Here is a 17,196-nt window from a genome sequence, read left to right as displayed (position 1 = left end):
GGCACAGCCGGGCCGGCTATGCCGGACGGCCAGTGCCGCCCCCTTGAGGGGGACGCGCGAAGCGCGGCGGGGGTGTTCAATTCAGGTTGCACGCGCCCGAAAAAACTTCGGCAAGGCCGCGCGCGTGCAGGCCTGCAGCGCCATCAGGAACGCGTGGTCGGGCTCGGCCACGCCGTGGCGCGCGCGCAGATCGTGCTGGATGCGGCCCAGCAGTTCGTGGGCCATTTCGGCGTCGGCCAGGGCGCGGTGCGCCTGGCCCGTGCGCGGCAGCTGGAAATGGTCCACCAGCGTGCCCAGCTTGTGGCTCGGCACCTCGGGGTAGAGCCGGCGCGAGAGCAGCACCGTGCAGGCAAAGGGCTGGCGCGCGGGCAGGCCGGCGCGCGCGAGCTCGGCCACCCAGTAGCGGCGGTCGAACGAGGCGTTGTGCGCCACCATGGGCACTTCGCCGACGAACCGCGCCGCCTCGGCCATCACGCGCTCGGCCGGCGGCGCGCTGGCCACCATGGCGTTGGTGATGCCGGTGAGCTGGGTGATGAAGGACGGAATGCGCACACCCGCGTTCATCAGGCTCTGGAACCGGTCCACCACCCGGCCGCGCTCGGTGAGCACGATGGCCACCTCGGTGGCGCGGTCGCCCATGCCGGGCGAGATGCCGGTGGTCTCGAAGTCGATGACGGCGATGCGGGACATGGGCGAGGGGCGAAAGCCGCTCAGGCCTTCTTCAGGAACTCCGACTTCAGCAGCATGCTGCCCAGTTCGGTCTTGCAGTCCACGTTGTGGCCGTCGGCGCCGTCCACCAGGCGGATGCCCTTGATCTTGCTGCCCTTCTTGAGCACGCTCGACGAGCCCTTGACTTTCAGGTCCTTGATCAGGATCACCGAGTCGCCATCGGCCAGCGGGTTGCCGTTGGCGTCTTTCACCACGCCGCCACCGGCCTCGTCGTCGCTGGCGGCGGCCTCGGCCACCGGCCATTCAAAGGCGCAGTCGGGGCAGACGAAGTTCTCGCCGTCGGTGTAGGTGTTTTCAAGGCCGCATTGCGGGCAGGCGGGGGCGGTGTGGGGCATGGTGTTGTCGCGCCGGAGCCCGGGCTCTGGCGGTTGGGTAAAGCCCGGTATCTTAGAACGTGCGTGCGATCACCCTGGGAGGCGCGTGCCGCGCCGCTGGCGCGCCCCGCCTTATGCGAACACGGCCGTGCCCCGGGCCAGGTGGTCGCGCAGGCTTGCGAGCATCTCGCGTTCCGACAAGCCCTGCGCCCACGCCGGGCGCAGCTGGTAGTGGGGCTGGTCGACGATGGTGCTCCAGTTGCCGCCCCACTCCAGGCCCAGCTCCATGCCCAGCACGCCGACCGCCTTGTACTTGGGCGACTCGGGCAGGTACTTGTTGCCGCTGAACACCCCGATGTCGAACGCGATGCCGAAGTTGTGGTTCGAGTGGCCGCCGCGCGCGTTGGTCACCTTGGGGCCCGGCGCCGTGCGGCCCTTGGCGAACAGGGCGTCCTGCTCGGCAAACGAGCGCGTGCCGCTGATCACCTTGATCTGGATGCCGCTGGCCGCGGCCTTCTGCACCAGCGCCCGCGCCATCGGCTGCACCTCGGGCAGCAGCGTGGCGATCTGCGATTCGCTGCGCGCGTCTACCGGGGAAATGGCCGCTTGCGGGGCTTGGCCGTCGACCTTCTTCTTGACCAGCGCCGCGTAAATGGCGCCCCAGGTTTCCGGCCCCGCCCGGCCGTCCGCCTGCACCCCCAGAGCTTGCTGGATGGCACGAATCATGTCGGTGATGTCCATGGTCCCTCCGCCGTGAAAGCCTTCCCCGGCGGGGAAGCCGCTGTGGAACTGTAGGCGCGCGAGGGGGCCCCAACATCCCCAACCTGGGGGAGTCGGCCGGGGGCGGAACGCCTTGGGCCTCCGCGCTTTCGAACCCCGTTGGTACGGCACGCCTCGTGCTTGTTCCCCCGCCATGGACCCCACCGCTCCCACCCCCCAACCCGTTTCCGCTCCCGCCCCCCACACCCACTCCTGGCTTGACGACGCCCACGCCCTCGTCGCCGGCTCGCTGTTCGTCGCCCTGGGCATGACCATGTTCGGCCACGCCGGCCTGCTCACAGGCGGCGTGGCGGGCGTGGCCTTCCTGGCCAGCTACGCCAGCGGTCTCGCCTTCGGCCTGTTCTTCTTCCTGTTCAGCCTGCCGTTTTTCGTGCTCTCGTGGTACCGGCTCGGCCCGGTGTTCACCTTCAAGAGCTTCGGCGCCGTGGCGTTGGTGTCCGCCTGCACCACGCTGGCGCCCAAAGTGGTGCGCTTCGAGCTGCTCAACCCCTGGGTCGCCTCGGTGCTCGGCGGCTTCCTGATCGGCTTCGGCCTGCTCGCCCTGCTGCGCCACCAGGCCAGCGTGGGCGGCGTCAACATCCTGGCGCAATGGCTGCAACAGGCCAAAGGCCTGAGCGCGGGCAAGGTGCAGATGGGGGTGGATCTGGTGGTCGTGCTCGCGGCCCTGATGGTCGTGCCGCCCGTGCGCGTGGCGCAATCGGTGGTGGGCGCCATCGCCATCGGCGCCATCCTCGCGCTCAACCACCGGCCGGGGCGCTACCTTGGGGTTTGAGCGGGCTGTTGGGTGGTCTGCATGAAGACCCACCCAACGGCAAGGGACGGACCGATGGGGGTCTTGGGGTGGAGCACCCGCATGTCGAGATAATCCCACGAAGCGAATGCGGTCCTTGCGTTCCACATCCTCCTGTCGTATGTCAAATGTGCTGCGCGTTGCGCTTTGGGTGTGTGCTGTCGCGGCACTCGTTGGTGGCGCGTTCGCGTTGTGGCCGGTGTGTGTTCCGCTGTCCTCGGAGCAGGTCACAGCGTTTCAACCGCCCATCTCGGAGCGCAATGACACCTATCTGTTCGGTCCCATGTTTCAGCAAGACGCCGGGCAGTGGTACCAATGCAAGACCCGCATCGCCAGAGCGCTGTTTTTCTAGCGGCATGGACTCCCGGCGATACCCGTTGCGGCGAGCAACGTCTGGCGGTGGCCGCCCCAAGCCAGCCACCGCGTCACATCATTTCACTTCGCTCACGAACTGCGCCAGCGGGCGGCGCACCTTCTTCAGGTTCACCAGCCAGTCGCCTTCGTCGGCGCGGTAGCCCAGCGGCAGGATCGCGACGCTGCGCAGGCCGCGTTCGCGCAGCTTGAGGATCTCGTCGAGCTTGGCCGGGTCGAAGCCTTCCATCGGCGTGCTGTCCACCTCTTCAAAGGCGGCGGCGATCAGCGCGGCGCCCAGGCCGATGTAGGCCTGGCGCGCGGCGTGCTGGAAATTCACTTCGGCGTCGCGCTGCGGGTAGGTCTTGAGCAGCATCTGGCGGTAGTTCTCCCAGCCTTCGTTGGTGAAGCCGCGCTGTTCGTTGGTCAGGTCGAACATGTGGTTGATGCGCTCGGGCGTGTAGTTGTCCCAGGCGGCGAACACGAGCAGGTGCGAGCCGTCGGTGATCTGCGCCTGGTTCCAGGCGATGGGCTGGATCTGTTCGCGCACGGCCTTGCTCGTGACGACGATGATCTCGTAGGGCTGCAGGCCGCTGGAGGTGGGCGCCAGGCGCGCGGCTTCGATGATGCGGTCCACCTTGTCTTGAGGCACGGCCTTGGCCGCGTCCATCTTCTTGGTGGCGTAGCGCCATTGCAGTTTGTCGAGCAGGACGGGGGCGTGGGTGGGTTGCGACAGGTCGCTCATGGTATTTTCCGTTTTGGGATGGCGCCCACACAGCGTGGGCGGACGGGCGATCTTGTCGCAGTGCAGCAATGTCTGCTGCCTGTCGCGCAGAAGACGGCGCGGCTTCGCCCTGAACGGCGGGCGCTCAGCGCGAATCGCCAGGATCGGGTATAGGCCGCTGGCTCAGCGCGACACCCGCTCCCAGCGCAGGCCGTGTTTCTGCAGGTACTTGCGCAGGCGGTCCGCGTCGTTGACGACCGAGCGCTGGGTGCGCGAGCGGTCGAAGAGCGTTCGCCCGGCCTCCGAGAGCGTGCGCGAGGCACGGCACACACGCACCACGGCCAGGAGTTGCAGCTTGTCAAACAGATCGAGCTGGCCCAGCGCGTCGGGCTGCAGCAGGTCGGCCAGCTCGACAGCGTCGTCGGCCAGGCGGGCCACGTCGTCGGGCGCCTGGTTCATCTGCCAGAGCCAGCGCAGGCGCTGCAGCTCCGCCTCGACCAGCGGCACCGCGATGCGCCCGCCCTCGGCCAGCGTGCACAGCCGCGTCACGCTCGCGGCCAGGTCGCGGAAGTTGCCGCTCCACAAGGCCTCGGGCGACTGCGCAAAGCGCAGGTACAGCGCCTTGGCCTCGGCGTTGAAGCGCACCGCGCGGCCCAGCTCGGCGGCGCAGCGCGTCACCAGGTGGTCCACATTGGGCTCGATGTCCTGCGGCCGCTGCGCGAGCCCGGGCAGCGTGTACGACCACAGGTTGATGCGCGCGTAGAGGTCTTCGCGAAAACGCCCTTCGAGCACGTCCACGCGCAGGTCGCGGTTCGTGCCCGCGATCAGCTGGAAGTCGCTGCTCACCTCGCGGTCGCTGCCCACCGGGTAGAAGCGCTTTTCTTCCACCGCCTTGAGCAACATCGCCTGTTCGTCCAGCCCCAGCTCGCCAATCTCGTCGAGGAACAGCACGCCCTCGTGCGCCGTGCGCAGCAGGCCCGCGCGCTCGCTCACCGCGCCGGTGAACGCGCCCTTCTTGTGGCCAAACAGCGTGGACGCCGCGCCCTCGCCCTGCAGCGTGGCGCAGTTCACCTCCACAAAATCCCCGGCGACCTGGTGGCGCGATTTCTTCAACTCGAACATGCGCCGCGCCAGGTGCGACTTGCCCGCACCCGTCGGCCCGGTCAGCAGGATCGGCGCCTTCGAGCGCAGGGCCACCCGCTCGATCTCTTCGATCAGCGCGTTGAAGTGGGCGTTGCGCGTGGCGATGCCACTCTTGAGGAAGTTCAGCGCGTCGCGCTGCGCCTGGTCGAACCGCTGCGCCAGCCCGTCGTAGCGCGAGAGGTCCAGGTCGATCAGCGCGTAGCTGCCGGGGTTGGCGCTCGTCTGCTTCCTGGGCGGTGAGGTCTGCAGCAGGACGCCCGGGATCAGCCGCGATTCGGTCAGCAGGAACATGCAGATCTGCGCCACGTGCGTGCCGGTGGTGATGTGCGTCCAGTAGCGCTCCTTCTCGGGCTGGAAGGGGTACTGCTTCACCCAGTCGTAGAGCGCGCCATAGACCTCACCGAAGTCCCAGGGGTCGGCCATCGCCAGCGGCACGAGATTCACCGTGGTCTCGGGCGATGCGGTTGCGATGTCGTCCCTGACCTGTACAGCCAGACGGCGGTGAGCCGGCGAATGCAACAACTCCAGCCGGTGGATCACCATGTCCTCGTGCTGCACCAGCGAGACGGTGGGGCGCCACTTCTCCCAGCGGCCCGCGCCACCGCCGCTATCGAGCTGGGTGCCGAGAAATCCGATGACGACGGTTTTTGGAGTCATGGCTATCAATCTAAATAACTAGCCAAAAATATAGCTCATCTGTCAGTGGATCGAATAACGAAAAAAGCGATAGGTGGAAAAGTCTATTCAAATCAATGCACTTCCGGCCTGCTTCGCATTGGGCATTGGGTTGGCACGCATCTGGCAATAGAAGAAGCACCAGACGCCAGCGTCGAACGCTCACAGGCCAGGGTTGGGACGAAGGTCCGCCCTGCCGGTGCAGGAAGTCCGGAACCGTGGAGGTTCTGTCGATGCCCTGCATGCCGCACGGCGCGAACGTCTGGTTCGGCAAGGTCGTGGTGACCAACCCGCAAGGGCGTGTCGGGTTCGACTCCCGGCTTGCCACCACTGGTAGCTCAGTTTGGTAGAGCAGTCTTGAAAAAGACGTGTCGCAGGTTCGACTCCTGTCCATTTGCTCCGGTCGAAAGGCTGGAGCCTGTAAAGAAGAAGCGGTCGAAAGACCACCCGCCGAACGCGGGGCGAGGGACCACCGGTTGCGCTGCAACCCCAAGCCCACACCCCGTCAGTCGGTGGCGGTATGTGCCAGACCCGGGCACAGCCCGCGCCCGCAGCCAGCCCGCTGCCGCCCAGCAAGTGGCAGCAACCAAGGCGCACTGCAAGGCCCGCGGTTGTGCCCCCTGGTGCCCCGTCATCGCTGTAACGGCACCCCTATTGCAAGAAGCCGAAACGGCGAACCGAAGTGAAGTGAGGAAAACAAAATGATGAAGATCGAACGCATCACGGTGAAGAAAAACGAACGCGCCTTGCTGCTGCGCAACGGCGACTTCGAGCGCGTGCTGCGCAGCGGCACCCACTGGCTGTTCACCGGCCTGGATCGGTTGCGCGTTGAAACCTTTGCACTGGACCAGCCCGCCTTTCGCCACGCCATGGCCGACTACCTGATGGCCCAGGAACCTGAGGTGGTGGCGGCCGAGTTCGTGCGTGTGGAACTGTCTGAGCAAGAAGTTGGCCTGCGCAGCGACAACGGTGTGCTGGTGGAAATCCTGCCGCCCGGTACGCGCCGCCTGTTCTGGAAAGGCCTGGTGGATGTGACCGTGCAGGTGATCGATCTGCAAGCCGGTGCCGAGCTGCCGGCCGCCCTGGTGGCGCGCCTGACCCAGACCCAGCTGCGCCAACGCGCCGTGACGGGCCTGGAGGGTGTATTGCAGGTGCAGGTGCCCGAGGGCATGAGCGCGTTGCTGAGCATCGACGGCAAGGTTGACAGGCTGCTGGCAGCGGGCGCGTACGCCTTCTGGAAGTACGGCCGCAGCATCGCGGTGGAACTGGTGGACCTGCGGCTGCAGGCGGTGGAAGTGTCGGGCCAGGACATCATGACCCGCGACAAGGTGAGCCTGCGCCTGAACCTGAGCGCCACCTACCGCTACACCGACGTGCAGCGCGCCTTTGCCCAGTTGCAAAAGCCCGCGGAACATCTGTACCGCGAGCTGCAGTTTGCGCTGCGCGCCGCCGTGGGCACCCGCACGCTCGATGAGCTGCTGGAGAACAAGACAGTGATCGACGACGTGGTGAGCGCCTACGTGCTGCCCAAGTTGATGCCGTACGGTATCGCCCTGGAGAGCGTGGGTGTGAAAGACATCGTGTTGCCCGGCGAGATGAAGACCATCCTGACCCAGGTGGTGCAGGCAGAGAAACTGGCCCAGGCCAACGTGATCCGCCGCCGAGAAGAAACGGCTGCGACCCGCTCGCTGCTCAACACCGCGAAGGTGATGGAAGACAACCCCGTGGCGCTGCGCATGAAGGAGCTGGAAACGCTGGAACGTGTGGCCGAACGCATCGACAAGATCTCGGTGTTCGGCGGCCTGGACCAGGTGCTCAACGGGCTGGTGAAGCTGCGTTGAGCGGGCGAGGCAAGGGCCCCGTCCATCATCGGAGAAACCCACACCATGAAAAAGAACAAACCGCTTGCTGTCGCACCCGCCACCCGGCACCCCGAACTGGATGCTGCCGTGCAGAACCTGTACACGGTGTTCGCCCGCTACTCAGCGCCCACATTCCCACTGGATGTGTGCCTGGGCTGCTGCGTCGATGAACAGGTCGAGCGTGAGTTGCGCGAATGGCCCTTGCGCACGCTCACCGCGCACCACTTCTACCAGTACAACGGCTCGGCCAAGGGGCCGGTCCAGCCGGTGGGCGAGGTGAAGTACCTGCTCCCGCGCCTGCTCGAACTGCTGGCGCAAGGGGCTGAACTGCACCACTCGACCGAGCTGTATCTGGATCGACTGGGCCTTTGCGACCCGTCAGCATTTACCCCGGGAGAGCGTGAAGCCATCCAGCGGTTTGCGTTGATCCATTTTCGGGCAGGTCTCGAACAGTGGCCTATCGACAGCGGCTCGTTGTTCATGGGTGAGAACGCGTTTTCGATTCTTCTGATGTGGGAAATTGGTGGCGTCGACGTTTCGCCTTTGCTGGCGCACTGGCTGTCCTGCGGCAGCGAGGCGGCCACACTGCATTACATCGATGCGAGCCACTGGGACTTCTGGAAGGACGGAGGCACCTTCGCCAATGCGTTTGCCGACGAAAGAGGATCGCTCAAAGACGAGCTGCGCGACTGGATGACAGCCTCCGGAAACCGGCGGGTGTTTGCGCAACGCATCCTGGCGCTGGTGGAGAACGGTTTGCCAAACGACTGGCGTCCCACCTCCTGCTATGCCGATCTTCGCCGGCGTGCTGGTGAGGTGTTTGACGCCATTGCCGATTGAAGGAATTTGGAGAATAGGACTATGAAAACCAACTACAACACCGAACAACCCGAAGGCGGCGTGCCCATCAAGATGTGGACCCGGGGCGTGCCTGTCGAAGACGACGCGAAGAAGCAGCTGGCCAACGCCGCGCGCCTGCCCATCGTGTTCAAACACGTCGCGGCCATGCCCGACGTGCACCTGGGCATTGGCGCCACCGTGGGCTCGGTGATCCCGACCTTGCGCGCCATCATCCCTGCCGCCGTCGGCGTGGACATCGGCTGCGGCATGATGGCCTGCAAGACCACGCTCGCTGCTTCCGACCTGCCCGACAACCTGGGGCCGCTGCGTGCCGCGATCGAGAAGGCCGTGCCGCATGGCCGTTCGCCCAAGGGGTGGACGCGAGACGAAGGCGCTTGGGGAAACCCGCCTTCGCTGGTGGACCAGGCCTGGGCCACGCTCAAGGACGAGTTCGATGCGATCTGCGAGCAGTACCCGCGCCTGAAGAACACCAACAACCACAAGCACCTGGGAACGCTCGGAACCGGCAACCACTTCATCGAGGTCTGCCTTGATGAAGCGGGCGCCGTGTGGTTCATGCTGCACTCGGGTTCGCGTGGCGTGGGAAACGCGATCGGCACCACCTTCATCGAGCTGGCGAAGAAGGACGCCGAGCGCAACAACGTCCACCTGCCGGACCAGGATCTGGCGTACTTCGAGGAAGGCTCGCAGTACTTCGGCGACTACGTGCGTGGCGTGGGCTGGGCGCAGAAGTTCGCGCGCCTGAACCGCGAGGTGATGATGAAGAACCTGGTCGCCACCGTGCGTCAAGTCATCACCAAGCCTTTCGAGACGCACGTCGAGGCGGTGAACTGCCACCACAACTACGTGCAGAAGGAAACGCACTTCGGTGAAGAGGTGTTCGTGACGCGCAAGGGCGCGGTGAGCGCGAAGAAGGGCGAGCTGGGCATCATCCCGGGGAGCATGGGTGCGCGCAGCTACATCGTGCGCGGGCTTGGAAACCCGGAGAGCTTCGAGAGCTGCAGCCACGGCGCGGGCCGCGTGATGAGCCGCACCAAGGCCAAGAAGATGTTCACCGTCGAGGACCAGATCAAGGCGACCGAGGGTGTGGAATGCCGCAAGGACGAAGCCGTGATCGACGAGATCCCGATGGCCTACAAGGACATCGATGCGGTGATGGAAGCGCAGAAGGATCTGGTGGAGGTGGTGTACACGCTCAAGCAGGTGTTGTGTGTGAAGGGGTGACGCATGGAAGGTAGATCAGGGGGCGGAGCATGGACGAATTTTTGAAGCAACTGTTCGGTGAGGTCTACGACGACCTTGAAGACCCTTTGGGGGTGTGCTCCGACAGTGGGTTTGTGCGCGAGTCTGCGGTCAAGGCCCTGGCGTCTCGGCCGCAGCGCGGCACCTTGCCGGTACTGCTGGTGCGGCTCAACGACTGGGTGCCCCAGGTGCGCATTGCCGCCGGGGAGGCGGTGCGCTCCCTGATGCGCCCTGAGTTCCTGCCGGACTGGATGGCCTCCATCGACGCGGTGGTGGCGCTTGAGCGCACGCGTCGGACCAACCACACAGCCATGCTCAACGAGATCGCGGGTTTCCTGAGCCGCAGCGAGCACCTTTCACAGGTGATCGAGGCGTCGCGATCCGCAGGGCTTCACGGGCGGCGGTATGTGCTTGACCTGGCATGGCGGGCTGCGCAGGACGAGAGCGAGCGCGTCAGGTTGCTCGAACAGGCCTTGTTCGGTGACGACGTGGTCCTGGCGACGCAGGCGTTGTCGCGGGTAGAGGGGTTGACCTCGCCGGCGGCGCGGCGGCGTCTGTACGAAGCCGCCTGCCAGTCCCCTTGTGCACCTGTGCGCTGCGAGGGTGTGCGCTGGGCGGTGGAGCAGCCCGACGAGGCAACCGACCTCGTGGTTCGTCGCGCCTGTCTGGATGTGAGCCCCCATGTGCGTTGGTGGTGCTTGCGCTGGTTGCGTTCGAACGGAGGTACAGAGCGTGAGGTGGCCAATGCGGTGGCCGTGGCCGGTGATGCGCTGTTGCCTGCGCGCAAGCGCAGCACGGCCATGCAGTTCCTTGCGGAAGCGGATGTCAGCAGCGCTCTTGCCGTCAGCGAGCCTTGGCTCACCACCGAGTCGGCACGGTTGCGACGCGACGCGCTGTCTGTTCGCTTGGCGAACGGCTCGCATGACGAGAAAACCCGCTGGTTGAAGCAGGCGTATGCCGACCCATCGCCCAAGGTGCGCAGGCTGTTATTCGCCAAGGCCCATCGCGGTGTCTGGGCGCCCACGGTGGACGAACTGGTGGCGTCTGTACAGCATGAACAAACCCCTGAAGCGGTGCGTGCCTTGCTGTCCATGCGGCGCTTGTACGCTGCATGGGACAGCCTGCAGTGCTTGCTCCTGGTGTGGCCCCTGGGCATTCAACTGGGCATGGGGCCGGCGCTGGTCGGCGCACTGAAGGCATGGCCAGTTGAGAGCTGTGCGTGTCGCCACGGCCCCAACGCCGCGCAAACGACGCTTCTGGCGGCGCTGTGGTCAGCCCAGCGCACGCAGTTGGATGCTTCATTGCGGCAAACCATGGACTTCCACCTGAAGACGTTTGGCATCGAGTGAAAACCAAGCGCTGGGTGGATGGAGGCGCAGGAGGACTTGGTGAGGGTGTGTATGTTCTCGAGCAGGTGCTGTGTGTGGAAGGGTAGGTGGTGCCGCAGGGACGCCATCTTGAGGGGATGTGAGATGAAGAGCAGCAAACAGCGACGTGTGGAAATCAAGCAACTTCGACTGGCACGCGCGCAGCGTGCTCAGACGCAGTTGAAATCAATGTCTTTGGGCCGAGAGGGGCATGTGCCTGGCCTGGTGATGGCCGATACACAGCTTTTGAGTGTCCTGAACAACAGCTGTGTTTTCCCCGCGTTCTATGTGGACAAGGCTTTCGTTTGCGTCGATTGCTCCACCGAAGAGGTATGGACGGCGAAGCAGCAGAAGTGGTGGTACGAAGAGGTACAGGCTCCAATAGACAGCCAAGCCAAACGCTGCCTGGTATGCCGTCGTGCGCGCCGTTCGCGAATCAAAGAGGCGCTGGCGGTGCCGGGTGCCAACCGTCTCGCGCAAGAGGTCGAGGCGCTGCGCGCGCTTGGGGCCAAGCCGCCTGACGCAGCAGCGCTTGAACAGGTGGCCAATGCGCTGCAGAGCAAGTGGTGGGGGCACCGCGTGGTCGCGATTCAGGTTCTGGGTCGCTGGGGCGGTGCAGAAGAAATCGCGCAACTGCGGACGTTGGCCGCGTTGCGCCACACCGAGGGGTGTCACTATCGCTCTTGGGAGCGCGTGGCTTCGGACGAGGCGGCAGTAGCTTTGAGAAGCTTGGGAATCGATGTGGAACGGGGCGTCAAATGATGAAAGACAAAGAATTGGTTTTTGAAGAGTTCTTGCGTTCAACCCATCCGGTTGAGCCACACATGCGCGAGCAGGTCATGGCGCACCTGCGCGCCATCGAAGCGCAGCACAACGTCACCATCCTGTTCGCCTGCGAGTCGGGCAGCCGGGGCTGGGGTTTTGCGTCGCCCGACAGCGACTACGACGTGCGTTTCATCTACGTGAACCGCCTGCCGTGGTACCTCACGGTGGCGCCGGGGCGCGATGTGATTGAGCTGCCGATCAGTGGCGACCTGGACATCAACGGCTGGGACCTGCGCAAGGCGCTGGGGCTGATGCGCGAGTCCAACCCCACGCTGCTGGAGTGGCTGCGTTCGCCCATCGTGTACCGCGAAGAGGGTGAGCCGATGAGCCGCTTTCGCGCGCTGGCCGAGCGGGTGTTCTCCAACGCCAAGGGCTGGCACCACTACAGCTCGATGGCGAAGAAGAACTTCCGTGAACACCTGCAGGCCGACGAGGTGCGCTACAAGAAATACCTCTACGTGCTGCGCCCGCTGCTGGCCGCGCGCTGGATTCGTGAGCAGCCCGGCGTGCCGCCCATGCGCTTTGCCGAACTGGCGCAGCGCACCTTGCATGCCACCGCAGACGCCGCGCTGATCGCCGAGATCAACGCGCTGCTGGAGGTGAAGATGCGTGCCGGCGAGTCCGCGACCAGCCCGCGCTGGCCGGGCATTCACGCTTTCATCGAGGCCGAGCTGGAACGCAACGCCGCGGAACCGGTGCAGGCGCTGCCCGTGCCGGGCCATGCGCCGCTGGACGGGCTGTTGTTCGACACCGTTCTGCGGTGCGACCCCGAGGCGCGGGAGGGCGTGGCATGTTGACCATCGACGGCTCCACCGGCGAAGGCGGTGGCCAGATCCTGCGCACCAGCCTGTCGCTCTCCGTGATCACCGGCCAGCCGGTGCGCATCGAGCACATCCGCGCCAGGCGCCCCAAGCCCGGTTTGATGCGCCAGCACCTGGCCTGCGTGCTGGCGGCGCAGGCGGTGTGTGGCGCACAGGTGAGCGGCGCCGAGCTGGGTTCGCAGGCGCTGGTGTTCGAACCGGGCGCGCTGCGCCCCGGCGAACACGCGTTTGCCATCGGCTCGGCGGGCAGTTGCCTGTTGGTGCTGCAGACGGTGCTGCCCGCGCTGATGCTGGCCGGCGCGCCGAGCCAGCTCAAGCTCTCGGGTGGCACGCACAACCCGCTCGCGCCCAACTTCCATTTCATTGAGCGGGCGTTTCTGCCGCAACTCGCGCGTCTGGGCGTGAAGGTGGAGGCAACGCTGCGCCGCCACGGCTTCTACCCCGCTGGCGGTGGCGAGATGCTGGCGACCATCGAGCCTGCGGCGAGTGGGTTGCGGCCGTTCGATCTGCTGGAGCGCGGTGCGGTGGGCGCGCCCTTGGCCGAGTCGCTGGTGGCGGCGGTGCCGCGCCGCGTGGCCGAGCGCGAACTGTCCTTGTTGAAGGACGCGCTGGGCTGGCCGGACGAGCAGCTGCGCGTGCCCAACGTGCGGCAGAACGAGGGCCCGGGCAATGCGTTGATCGCGACGCTGCCGTTTGAGCACGTGACCGAGGTGTTCACCAGCTTCGGCGAGAAATCGGTGAGCTCGGAGCAGGTGGCCAGCCGGCTGCTGCGGCAGATCAGGGCCTACCAGGGCAGCACGGCGGCGGCAGGGCCTTACCTCGCCGATCAGCTGGCCTTGCCCTGGGCGCTGGCGGTGCACCGCAGCGCTCAGGCGGCGGCCTACACCTGCAGCGAGGTGACGGAGCGCACGCGCACCAACCTGGAGGTGATCCAGCGCTTTCTGCCGGTGACGGCCGAGGTGCTGCGGCAGGGGGCGAGCTGTTGGCGCGTCGCCTGGACGCCCCGTTAGTCCTGGGCGCTGGTTCGAACCATCTCAATCGCATCAAACGGGCACCTCACCGCGCACTTCGCGCAGCCGGTGCAGCCGGGCCCGTCGTGCAGCTGAGAAAACTTCTTCCAGTGCTCCACCTCCAGCGACAGCACATGCGGTGGGCACACCGCCACGCACCAACCGCAGCCGGTGCAGCGGGTCTTGTTGATGACAGGCAGGGCCTTGCGTTCGGTCGCCATGCCGGTATTGTGTGTGACCATGCAAGACGACATCCCCACCCTGCGCCGCATCCTCGCGCGCGACCACACCGTTGCCGTGGTCGGCCTCTCGGCCGAATGGCACCGGCCCAGCCACTTCGCCGCCAAGTACCTGCAGGAACACGGCTACCGCATCGTGCCGGTGAACCCGCGCTATCCCGCCATCCTGGGCGAGAAGAGCTATGCGCGGCTGGAAGACATTCCGTTTCCGGTGGACATGGTGGACGTGTTCCGTAAGGAAGAAGAGATCCCGGCGATCGCGCGCAGCGCCGTCGCCATCGGCGCCAAGACGCTGTGGCAGCAGCTGGGCCTCAAGAGCGAGGAAGCCGACCGCATCGCCACCGCGGCGGGCATGGATTCGATCTGGGACCGCTGCGTCAAGATCGAACACGCGCGCCTCTTCGGTGGGCTCCACTGGGCCGGCGTGAACACGCAGGTCATTTCGGCCAAGCGCCCCGTTTGAGGATTGCCGACATGGCCGACCGCCGCTTCCAGCCCGAAACCCTCGCCATCCACGCCGGCCAGATCCCCGACGCCGCCACCGGCGCGCGCGCGCTGCCGATCTACCAGACCAGCAGCTTCGTCTTCGACAGCGCCGAACACGCCGCCAGCCTGTTCAACCTGCAGACCTTCGGCAACGTCTACTCGCGCCTCTCCAACCCCACGGTGGCGGCGTTCGAAGAGCGCGTGGCCGCGCTGGAGGGCGGCCGCGCGGCCGTGGCCACCGCCAGCGGCATGGCGGCCGAAGCGCTCGCGCTCATGACCATCCTGCAGGCCGGCGACCACGTGGTGGCGGCCGGCGCGCTCTACGGCGGCAGCGTGACCATGCTCGCGGTGAACCTCAAGAAGTTCGGCATCGAAACCAGCTTCGTCGACGCGACCAGCCCCGACGCCTTCGCCGCCGCCATCCGCCCCAACACGCGCGCCGTGTTCGCCGAAACGCTGGGCAACCCGAGCATGGTCGTGCTTGACATCGCGGCCGTGGCCGACGTCGCCCACGCCCACGGTCTGCCGCTGATCGTGGACAACACCGTGCCCAGCCCCTTCCTGTGCAACCCGCTGAAACACGGCGCCGACATCGTCGTGCACAGCGCCACCAAATACCTCGCCGGCCACGGCACCACGCTCGGCGGCGTGGTGGTCGAAAGCGGCCGCTTCCCCTGGGACAACGGCAAGTTCCCCGGCATGACCGAGCCCAGCCCGGGCTACCACGGCGTGAGGTTCTACGAGACCTTTGGCGACTTCGGCTTCACCATGCGCTGCCGCATGGAAGGCCTGCGTGTCTTCGGCGCCGCGCTCTCACCCACCAGCGCCTGGCAGATCCTGCAGGGCGTGGAGACGCTGCCGCTGCGCATGGAGCGCCATTGCAGCAACGCGCTCGCCGTGGCGCAGTACCTGAAAGACGACCCACGCGTGGGCTGGGTCAACTACCCCGGCCTGAGCGACCACCCGCAGCACGACCTCATGAAAAGGCAGATGCGCGGCGCCTCCGGCCTGCTCGCTTTTGGTGTGAAAGGCGGGCTGGAGCAGGGCGTGAAGTTCATCGAGAGCGCGCAGTTCATGAGCCACCTCGTCAACATCGGCGACACCCGCACCCTCATCAGCCACCCCGCCAGCACCACCCACCGCCAGCTCGACGCGGCCCAGCAGCTGGCGGCCGGCGTGCCGCCCGACATGGTGCGGATCTCGGTGGGGCTGGAGCACATCGACGACATCCTTTGGGACATCGACCAGGCGCTGGCGCGGGCGGTCAGCGCCTGAGGCTCACTCACTCCCCCGACTTGAACGTGCGCGGGAACACCGTGGCGTGGTCGCGCTCGCGCAGGCGGTAGCCCATGGCCGGGCGGCCGTGGTCGCCGGTGACCATGCACACTTCTTCCAGGTAGTCCGCATCCAGCATGCGTTTGCGGAACGCGCTCTTGTCCAGCGGCCTGCCCAGCACCACCTCGTACACCCGTTGCAGCTGCGGCAGCGTGAAGGGCTCGGGCAGCAGGAAGGCGGGCAGCGAGGTGTATTCCACCTTGCTGCGCAGGCGCTCGATGGCGGTGCTCAGGATGGTGTTGTGGTCAAAGGCCAGGCGCCTGCGCGCGGCGGGGTCGCAGGGCAGCCACTCGGTGGTGAGGGGCCCACCAAGGTCGGTGTCCGGCTGTGCGATCAGCGCGAAATACGCGTGCGTGGTGGACCAGCCGCGCGGGTCGCGCCGCGCGTCGCCCCAACTGCCCAGCTGCTCCAGGTAGGGCGTGGCCACGCCGGTCTTGTCGCGCAGCTTGCGCTCGGCGCAGGCCAGCAGCGAGGCGTCGCGGTCCACATCCACGAAGCCGCCAGGCAGCGCCCAGCGCGCCGGGAAGGGCTCGCCCTCGCCCTCGGGGCGGCGCACCAGCAACACGCTGAGTTGATCGGCGATCACCGTGAAGATGACCACGTCGACCGTGACCAGCGGTCGCTCGAAGTCCGTTGCCTTGAAAACCACACGCGGGTTGGACATGTCTTGACACCGTTTGATGGAGTTGTACTATACAACCCATATAAGTTGTACAGTACAACTCAAAGTCCAGAACCTTCCATTTCCCCTACCATCGACCCAGGAGGACCCCATGAACCGCCAGATCGCCCTGCTGATCATCGACCCGCAAAACGACTTCTGCGACCTGCCCGAAGCCTGGCGCGGTATTGACCCAGTGCGCAACGTCGCCGCCGCGCCCGCGCTCCCGGTCAGCGGCGCCCACGCCGACATGCAACGCCTGGCCGAGCTCATCGACGCGGGTGGCGCCGGCCTCTCCAGCATCATGGTCACGCTCGACTCGCACCAGCGCTACGACATCGCTCACCCCACTTTCTGGCAGACCGGCGCGGGCGAGGCCGTGAGCCCCTTCACCGCCATCACCGCCGCGCAGGTGCGCGCCGGCAGCTATGCGCCGCGCGACCCCGCCGCACTGCCTCGCACGCTCGCCTACCTCGACACGCTGGAGCAGGCCGGCCGCTACACGCTCATGGTGTGGCCGGTGCACTGCGAGATCGGAAGCTGGGGCCACAACGTGCACCCCGCCGTGAAGGCCGCCTACAACCGCTGGGAGGACCAGCACCTGGGCGTGGTGCAGAAAGTCACCAAGGGCAGCAACCCCTGGACCGAACACTACAGCGCCATGCAGGCCGAGGTGCCCGACGCCGCCGATGAAGACACGCAGCTCAACCGCGACCTCATCGCGCAGCTGGACCGGGCCGATCTCATCGTCATCGCGGGCGAAGCCAGCAGCCACTGCGTGAAGGCCACCACCGAGCACATCGCCCAATACCTGCCCTCGCGCCAGCTGAACAAGCTGCTGCTGGTCAGCGACGCCATGAGCCCGGTGGCCGGCTTCGAAGCGCAGGCCCAGGCCTTCCTCGACGATATGCAGCGCCAGGGCGCGCGCCTGGCCACCTGCGCCCAGGTCCTTCCTCTGCTTCAGGCCAACGCCTGACAGGA

General features: G+C 66.4%; 18 protein-coding genes and 1 tRNA gene. 12 read left to right on the top strand and 7 right to left on the bottom strand.

What is annotated here, in order from left to right; all coding sequences use genetic code 11:
• Positions 1–81 precede the first annotated feature (81 nt).
• The 3 genes from AC07YZ_RS18855 to AC07YZ_RS18845 form a co-directional block, all read right to left on the bottom strand.
• Positions 82–690, bottom strand: a complete 609-nt coding sequence (locus AC07YZ_RS18855; protein ID WP_494795869.1) for a 3'-5' exonuclease — start codon at positions 688–690, stop codon at positions 82–84.
• Between the two features lie 20 nt (positions 691–710).
• Positions 711–1,064, bottom strand: coding sequence for a zinc ribbon domain-containing protein YjdM (locus AC07YZ_RS18850; protein ID WP_226490662.1), 354 nt, complete (start codon positions 1,062–1,064; stop codon positions 711–713).
• Positions 1,065–1,175: 111 nt separating this feature from the next.
• Entirely contained in the window at positions 1,176–1,784 is a 609-nt protein-coding gene (locus AC07YZ_RS18845; protein ID WP_226490661.1) for a M15 family metallopeptidase, read from the bottom strand.
• Between the two features lie 172 nt (positions 1,785–1,956).
• On the opposite strand from AC07YZ_RS18845, the gene AC07YZ_RS18840 reads away from it, so the two are divergent.
• Positions 1,957–2,595: a DUF6198 family protein gene (locus AC07YZ_RS18840; protein WP_494795868.1), complete on the top strand. Its 639-nt coding sequence runs from the start codon at positions 1,957–1,959 to the stop codon at positions 2,593–2,595.
• 448 nt (positions 2,596–3,043) lie between these two features.
• Here the strand turns inward: AC07YZ_RS18840 and AC07YZ_RS18835 are convergent, their stop codons facing one another.
• Together AC07YZ_RS18835 and rtcR are read right to left on the bottom strand one after the other, a co-directional pair.
• On the bottom strand, positions 3,044–3,709 hold the full coding sequence (locus AC07YZ_RS18835; RefSeq protein WP_494795867.1) for a nitroreductase family protein: 666 nt from the start codon (positions 3,707–3,709) through the stop codon (positions 3,044–3,046).
• 162 nt (positions 3,710–3,871) lie between these two features.
• Positions 3,872–5,488, bottom strand: a complete 1,617-nt coding sequence (gene rtcR / locus AC07YZ_RS18830) for an RNA repair transcriptional activator RtcR (protein WP_494795866.1) — start codon at positions 5,486–5,488, stop codon at positions 3,872–3,874.
• Positions 5,489–5,838: 350 nt separating this feature from the next.
• Between rtcR and AC07YZ_RS18825 the strand changes: the two genes are divergently transcribed.
• The 8 genes from AC07YZ_RS18825 (at position 5,839) to rtcA (ending at position 13,494) form a co-directional block, all read left to right on the top strand.
• Positions 5,839–5,902 (top strand) — tRNA-OTHER (locus tag AC07YZ_RS18825).
• Between the two features lie 305 nt (positions 5,903–6,207).
• Positions 6,208–7,347 carry a slipin family protein gene (locus tag AC07YZ_RS18820; protein ID WP_226490655.1) on the top strand — a complete coding sequence of 380 codons (1,140 nt, stop codon included), beginning with the start codon at positions 6,208–6,210 and terminating at the stop codon, positions 7,345–7,347.
• Positions 7,348–7,392: 45 nt separating this feature from the next.
• Positions 7,393–8,208 (top strand): hypothetical protein, encoded by an 816-nt coding sequence (locus AC07YZ_RS18815; RefSeq protein WP_494795865.1) that lies wholly within the window; start codon positions 7,393–7,395, stop codon positions 8,206–8,208.
• A 21-nt stretch (positions 8,209–8,229) separates the two neighbouring features.
• Positions 8,230–9,453 (top strand): RtcB family protein, encoded by a 1,224-nt coding sequence (locus AC07YZ_RS18810; RefSeq protein ID WP_494795864.1) that lies wholly within the window; start codon positions 8,230–8,232, stop codon positions 9,451–9,453.
• Positions 9,454–9,482: 29 nt separating this feature from the next.
• On the top strand, positions 9,483–10,820 hold the full coding sequence (locus AC07YZ_RS18805) for a hypothetical protein (protein ID WP_226490653.1): 1,338 nt from the start codon (positions 9,483–9,485) through the stop codon (positions 10,818–10,820).
• Between the two features lie 123 nt (positions 10,821–10,943).
• Entirely contained in the window at positions 10,944–11,600 is a 657-nt protein-coding gene (locus tag AC07YZ_RS18800; protein WP_226490652.1) for a zinc-ribbon domain-containing protein, read from the top strand.
• Positions 11,601–11,662: 62 nt separating this feature from the next.
• On the top strand, positions 11,663–12,460 hold the full coding sequence (locus AC07YZ_RS18795; RefSeq protein WP_494795863.1) for a nucleotidyltransferase domain-containing protein: 798 nt from the start codon (positions 11,663–11,665) through the stop codon (positions 12,458–12,460).
• On the top strand, positions 12,454–13,494 hold the full coding sequence (gene rtcA, locus AC07YZ_RS18790; protein ID WP_494795862.1) for an RNA 3'-terminal phosphate cyclase: 1,041 nt from the start codon (positions 12,454–12,456) through the stop codon (positions 13,492–13,494). The genes AC07YZ_RS18795 and rtcA overlap by 7 nt, the downstream gene beginning before the upstream one ends.
• Here rtcA and AC07YZ_RS18785 read toward each other — a convergent pair.
• A complete protein-coding gene (locus AC07YZ_RS18785) occupies positions 13,491–13,715 on the bottom strand; it encodes a 4Fe-4S binding protein (protein ID WP_226494613.1) in 225 nt (74 codons plus the stop codon). The two genes, rtcA and AC07YZ_RS18785, sit on opposite strands and share 4 nt — an antisense overlap.
• 19 nt (positions 13,716–13,734) lie before the next feature.
• On the opposite strand from AC07YZ_RS18785, the gene AC07YZ_RS18780 reads away from it, so the two are divergent.
• On the top strand, positions 13,735–14,196 hold the full coding sequence (locus AC07YZ_RS18780; protein WP_494795861.1) for a CoA-binding protein: 462 nt from the start codon (positions 13,735–13,737) through the stop codon (positions 14,194–14,196).
• Positions 14,197–14,207: 11 nt separating this feature from the next.
• Positions 14,208–15,494 carry an O-acetylhomoserine aminocarboxypropyltransferase/cysteine synthase family protein gene (locus AC07YZ_RS18775; RefSeq protein ID WP_494795860.1) on the top strand — a complete coding sequence of 429 codons (1,287 nt, stop codon included), beginning with the start codon at positions 14,208–14,210 and terminating at the stop codon, positions 15,492–15,494.
• A gap of 7 nt (positions 15,495–15,501) precedes the next feature.
• Here the strand turns inward: AC07YZ_RS18775 and AC07YZ_RS18770 are convergent, their stop codons facing one another.
• Positions 15,502–16,218 (bottom strand): NUDIX hydrolase, encoded by a 717-nt coding sequence (locus tag AC07YZ_RS18770; RefSeq protein WP_494795859.1) that lies wholly within the window; start codon positions 16,216–16,218, stop codon positions 15,502–15,504.
• A 109-nt stretch (positions 16,219–16,327) separates the two neighbouring features.
• Between AC07YZ_RS18770 and AC07YZ_RS18765 the strand changes: the two genes are divergently transcribed.
• Positions 16,328–17,191, top strand: coding sequence for a cysteine hydrolase family protein (locus AC07YZ_RS18765; protein WP_494795858.1), 864 nt, complete (start codon positions 16,328–16,330; stop codon positions 17,189–17,191).
• Positions 17,192–17,196: the final 5 nt, after the last annotated feature.

The sequence above is a fragment of the Hydrogenophaga sp. GW101-3F08 genome (assembly GCF_059424585.1).
The sequence above is the reverse complement of the archived record's forward strand: the minus strand, read 5'-3'. Positions and strand labels throughout refer to the sequence as shown.

Coding starts and splice junctions, on each gene's coding strand:
- AC07YZ_RS18775 (WP_494795860.1), top strand. CDS start 14,208: ATGGCCGACCGCCGCTTCCAGCCCGAAACCCTCGCCATCCACGCCGGC.
- AC07YZ_RS18800 (WP_226490652.1), top strand. CDS start 10,944: ATGAAGAGCAGCAAACAGCGACGTGTGGAAATCAAGCAACTTCGACTG.
- AC07YZ_RS18820 (WP_226490655.1), top strand. CDS start 6,208: ATGATGAAGATCGAACGCATCACGGTGAAGAAAAACGAACGCGCCTTG.
- AC07YZ_RS18785 (WP_226494613.1), bottom strand. CDS start 13,715: ATGGCGACCGAACGCAAGGCCCTGCCTGTCATCAACAAGACCCGCTGC.
- AC07YZ_RS18850 (WP_226490662.1), bottom strand. CDS start 1,064: ATGCCCCACACCGCCCCCGCCTGCCCGCAATGCGGCCTTGAAAACACC.
- AC07YZ_RS18795 (WP_494795863.1), top strand. CDS start 11,663: ATGCGCGAGCAGGTCATGGCGCACCTGCGCGCCATCGAAGCGCAGCAC.
- AC07YZ_RS18815 (WP_494795865.1), top strand. CDS start 7,393: ATGAAAAAGAACAAACCGCTTGCTGTCGCACCCGCCACCCGGCACCCC.
- rtcR (WP_494795866.1), bottom strand. CDS start 5,488: ATGACTCCAAAAACCGTCGTCATCGGATTTCTCGGCACCCAGCTCGAT.
- AC07YZ_RS18845 (WP_226490661.1), bottom strand. CDS start 1,784: ATGGACATCACCGACATGATTCGTGCCATCCAGCAAGCTCTGGGGGTG.
- AC07YZ_RS18810 (WP_494795864.1), top strand. CDS start 8,230: ATGAAAACCAACTACAACACCGAACAACCCGAAGGCGGCGTGCCCATC.
- AC07YZ_RS18780 (WP_494795861.1), top strand. CDS start 13,735: ATGCAAGACGACATCCCCACCCTGCGCCGCATCCTCGCGCGCGACCAC.
- AC07YZ_RS18770 (WP_494795859.1), bottom strand. CDS start 16,218: ATGTCCAACCCGCGTGTGGTTTTCAAGGCAACGGACTTCGAGCGACCG.
- AC07YZ_RS18765 (WP_494795858.1), top strand. CDS start 16,328: ATGAACCGCCAGATCGCCCTGCTGATCATCGACCCGCAAAACGACTTC.
- AC07YZ_RS18805 (WP_226490653.1), top strand. CDS start 9,483: ATGGACGAATTTTTGAAGCAACTGTTCGGTGAGGTCTACGACGACCTT.
- rtcA (WP_494795862.1), top strand. CDS start 12,454: ATGTTGACCATCGACGGCTCCACCGGCGAAGGCGGTGGCCAGATCCTG.
- AC07YZ_RS18855 (WP_494795869.1), bottom strand. CDS start 690: ATGTCCCGCATCGCCGTCATCGACTTCGAGACCACCGGCATCTCGCCC.
- AC07YZ_RS18840 (WP_494795868.1), top strand. CDS start 1,957: ATGGACCCCACCGCTCCCACCCCCCAACCCGTTTCCGCTCCCGCCCCC.
- AC07YZ_RS18835 (WP_494795867.1), bottom strand. CDS start 3,709: ATGAGCGACCTGTCGCAACCCACCCACGCCCCCGTCCTGCTCGACAAA.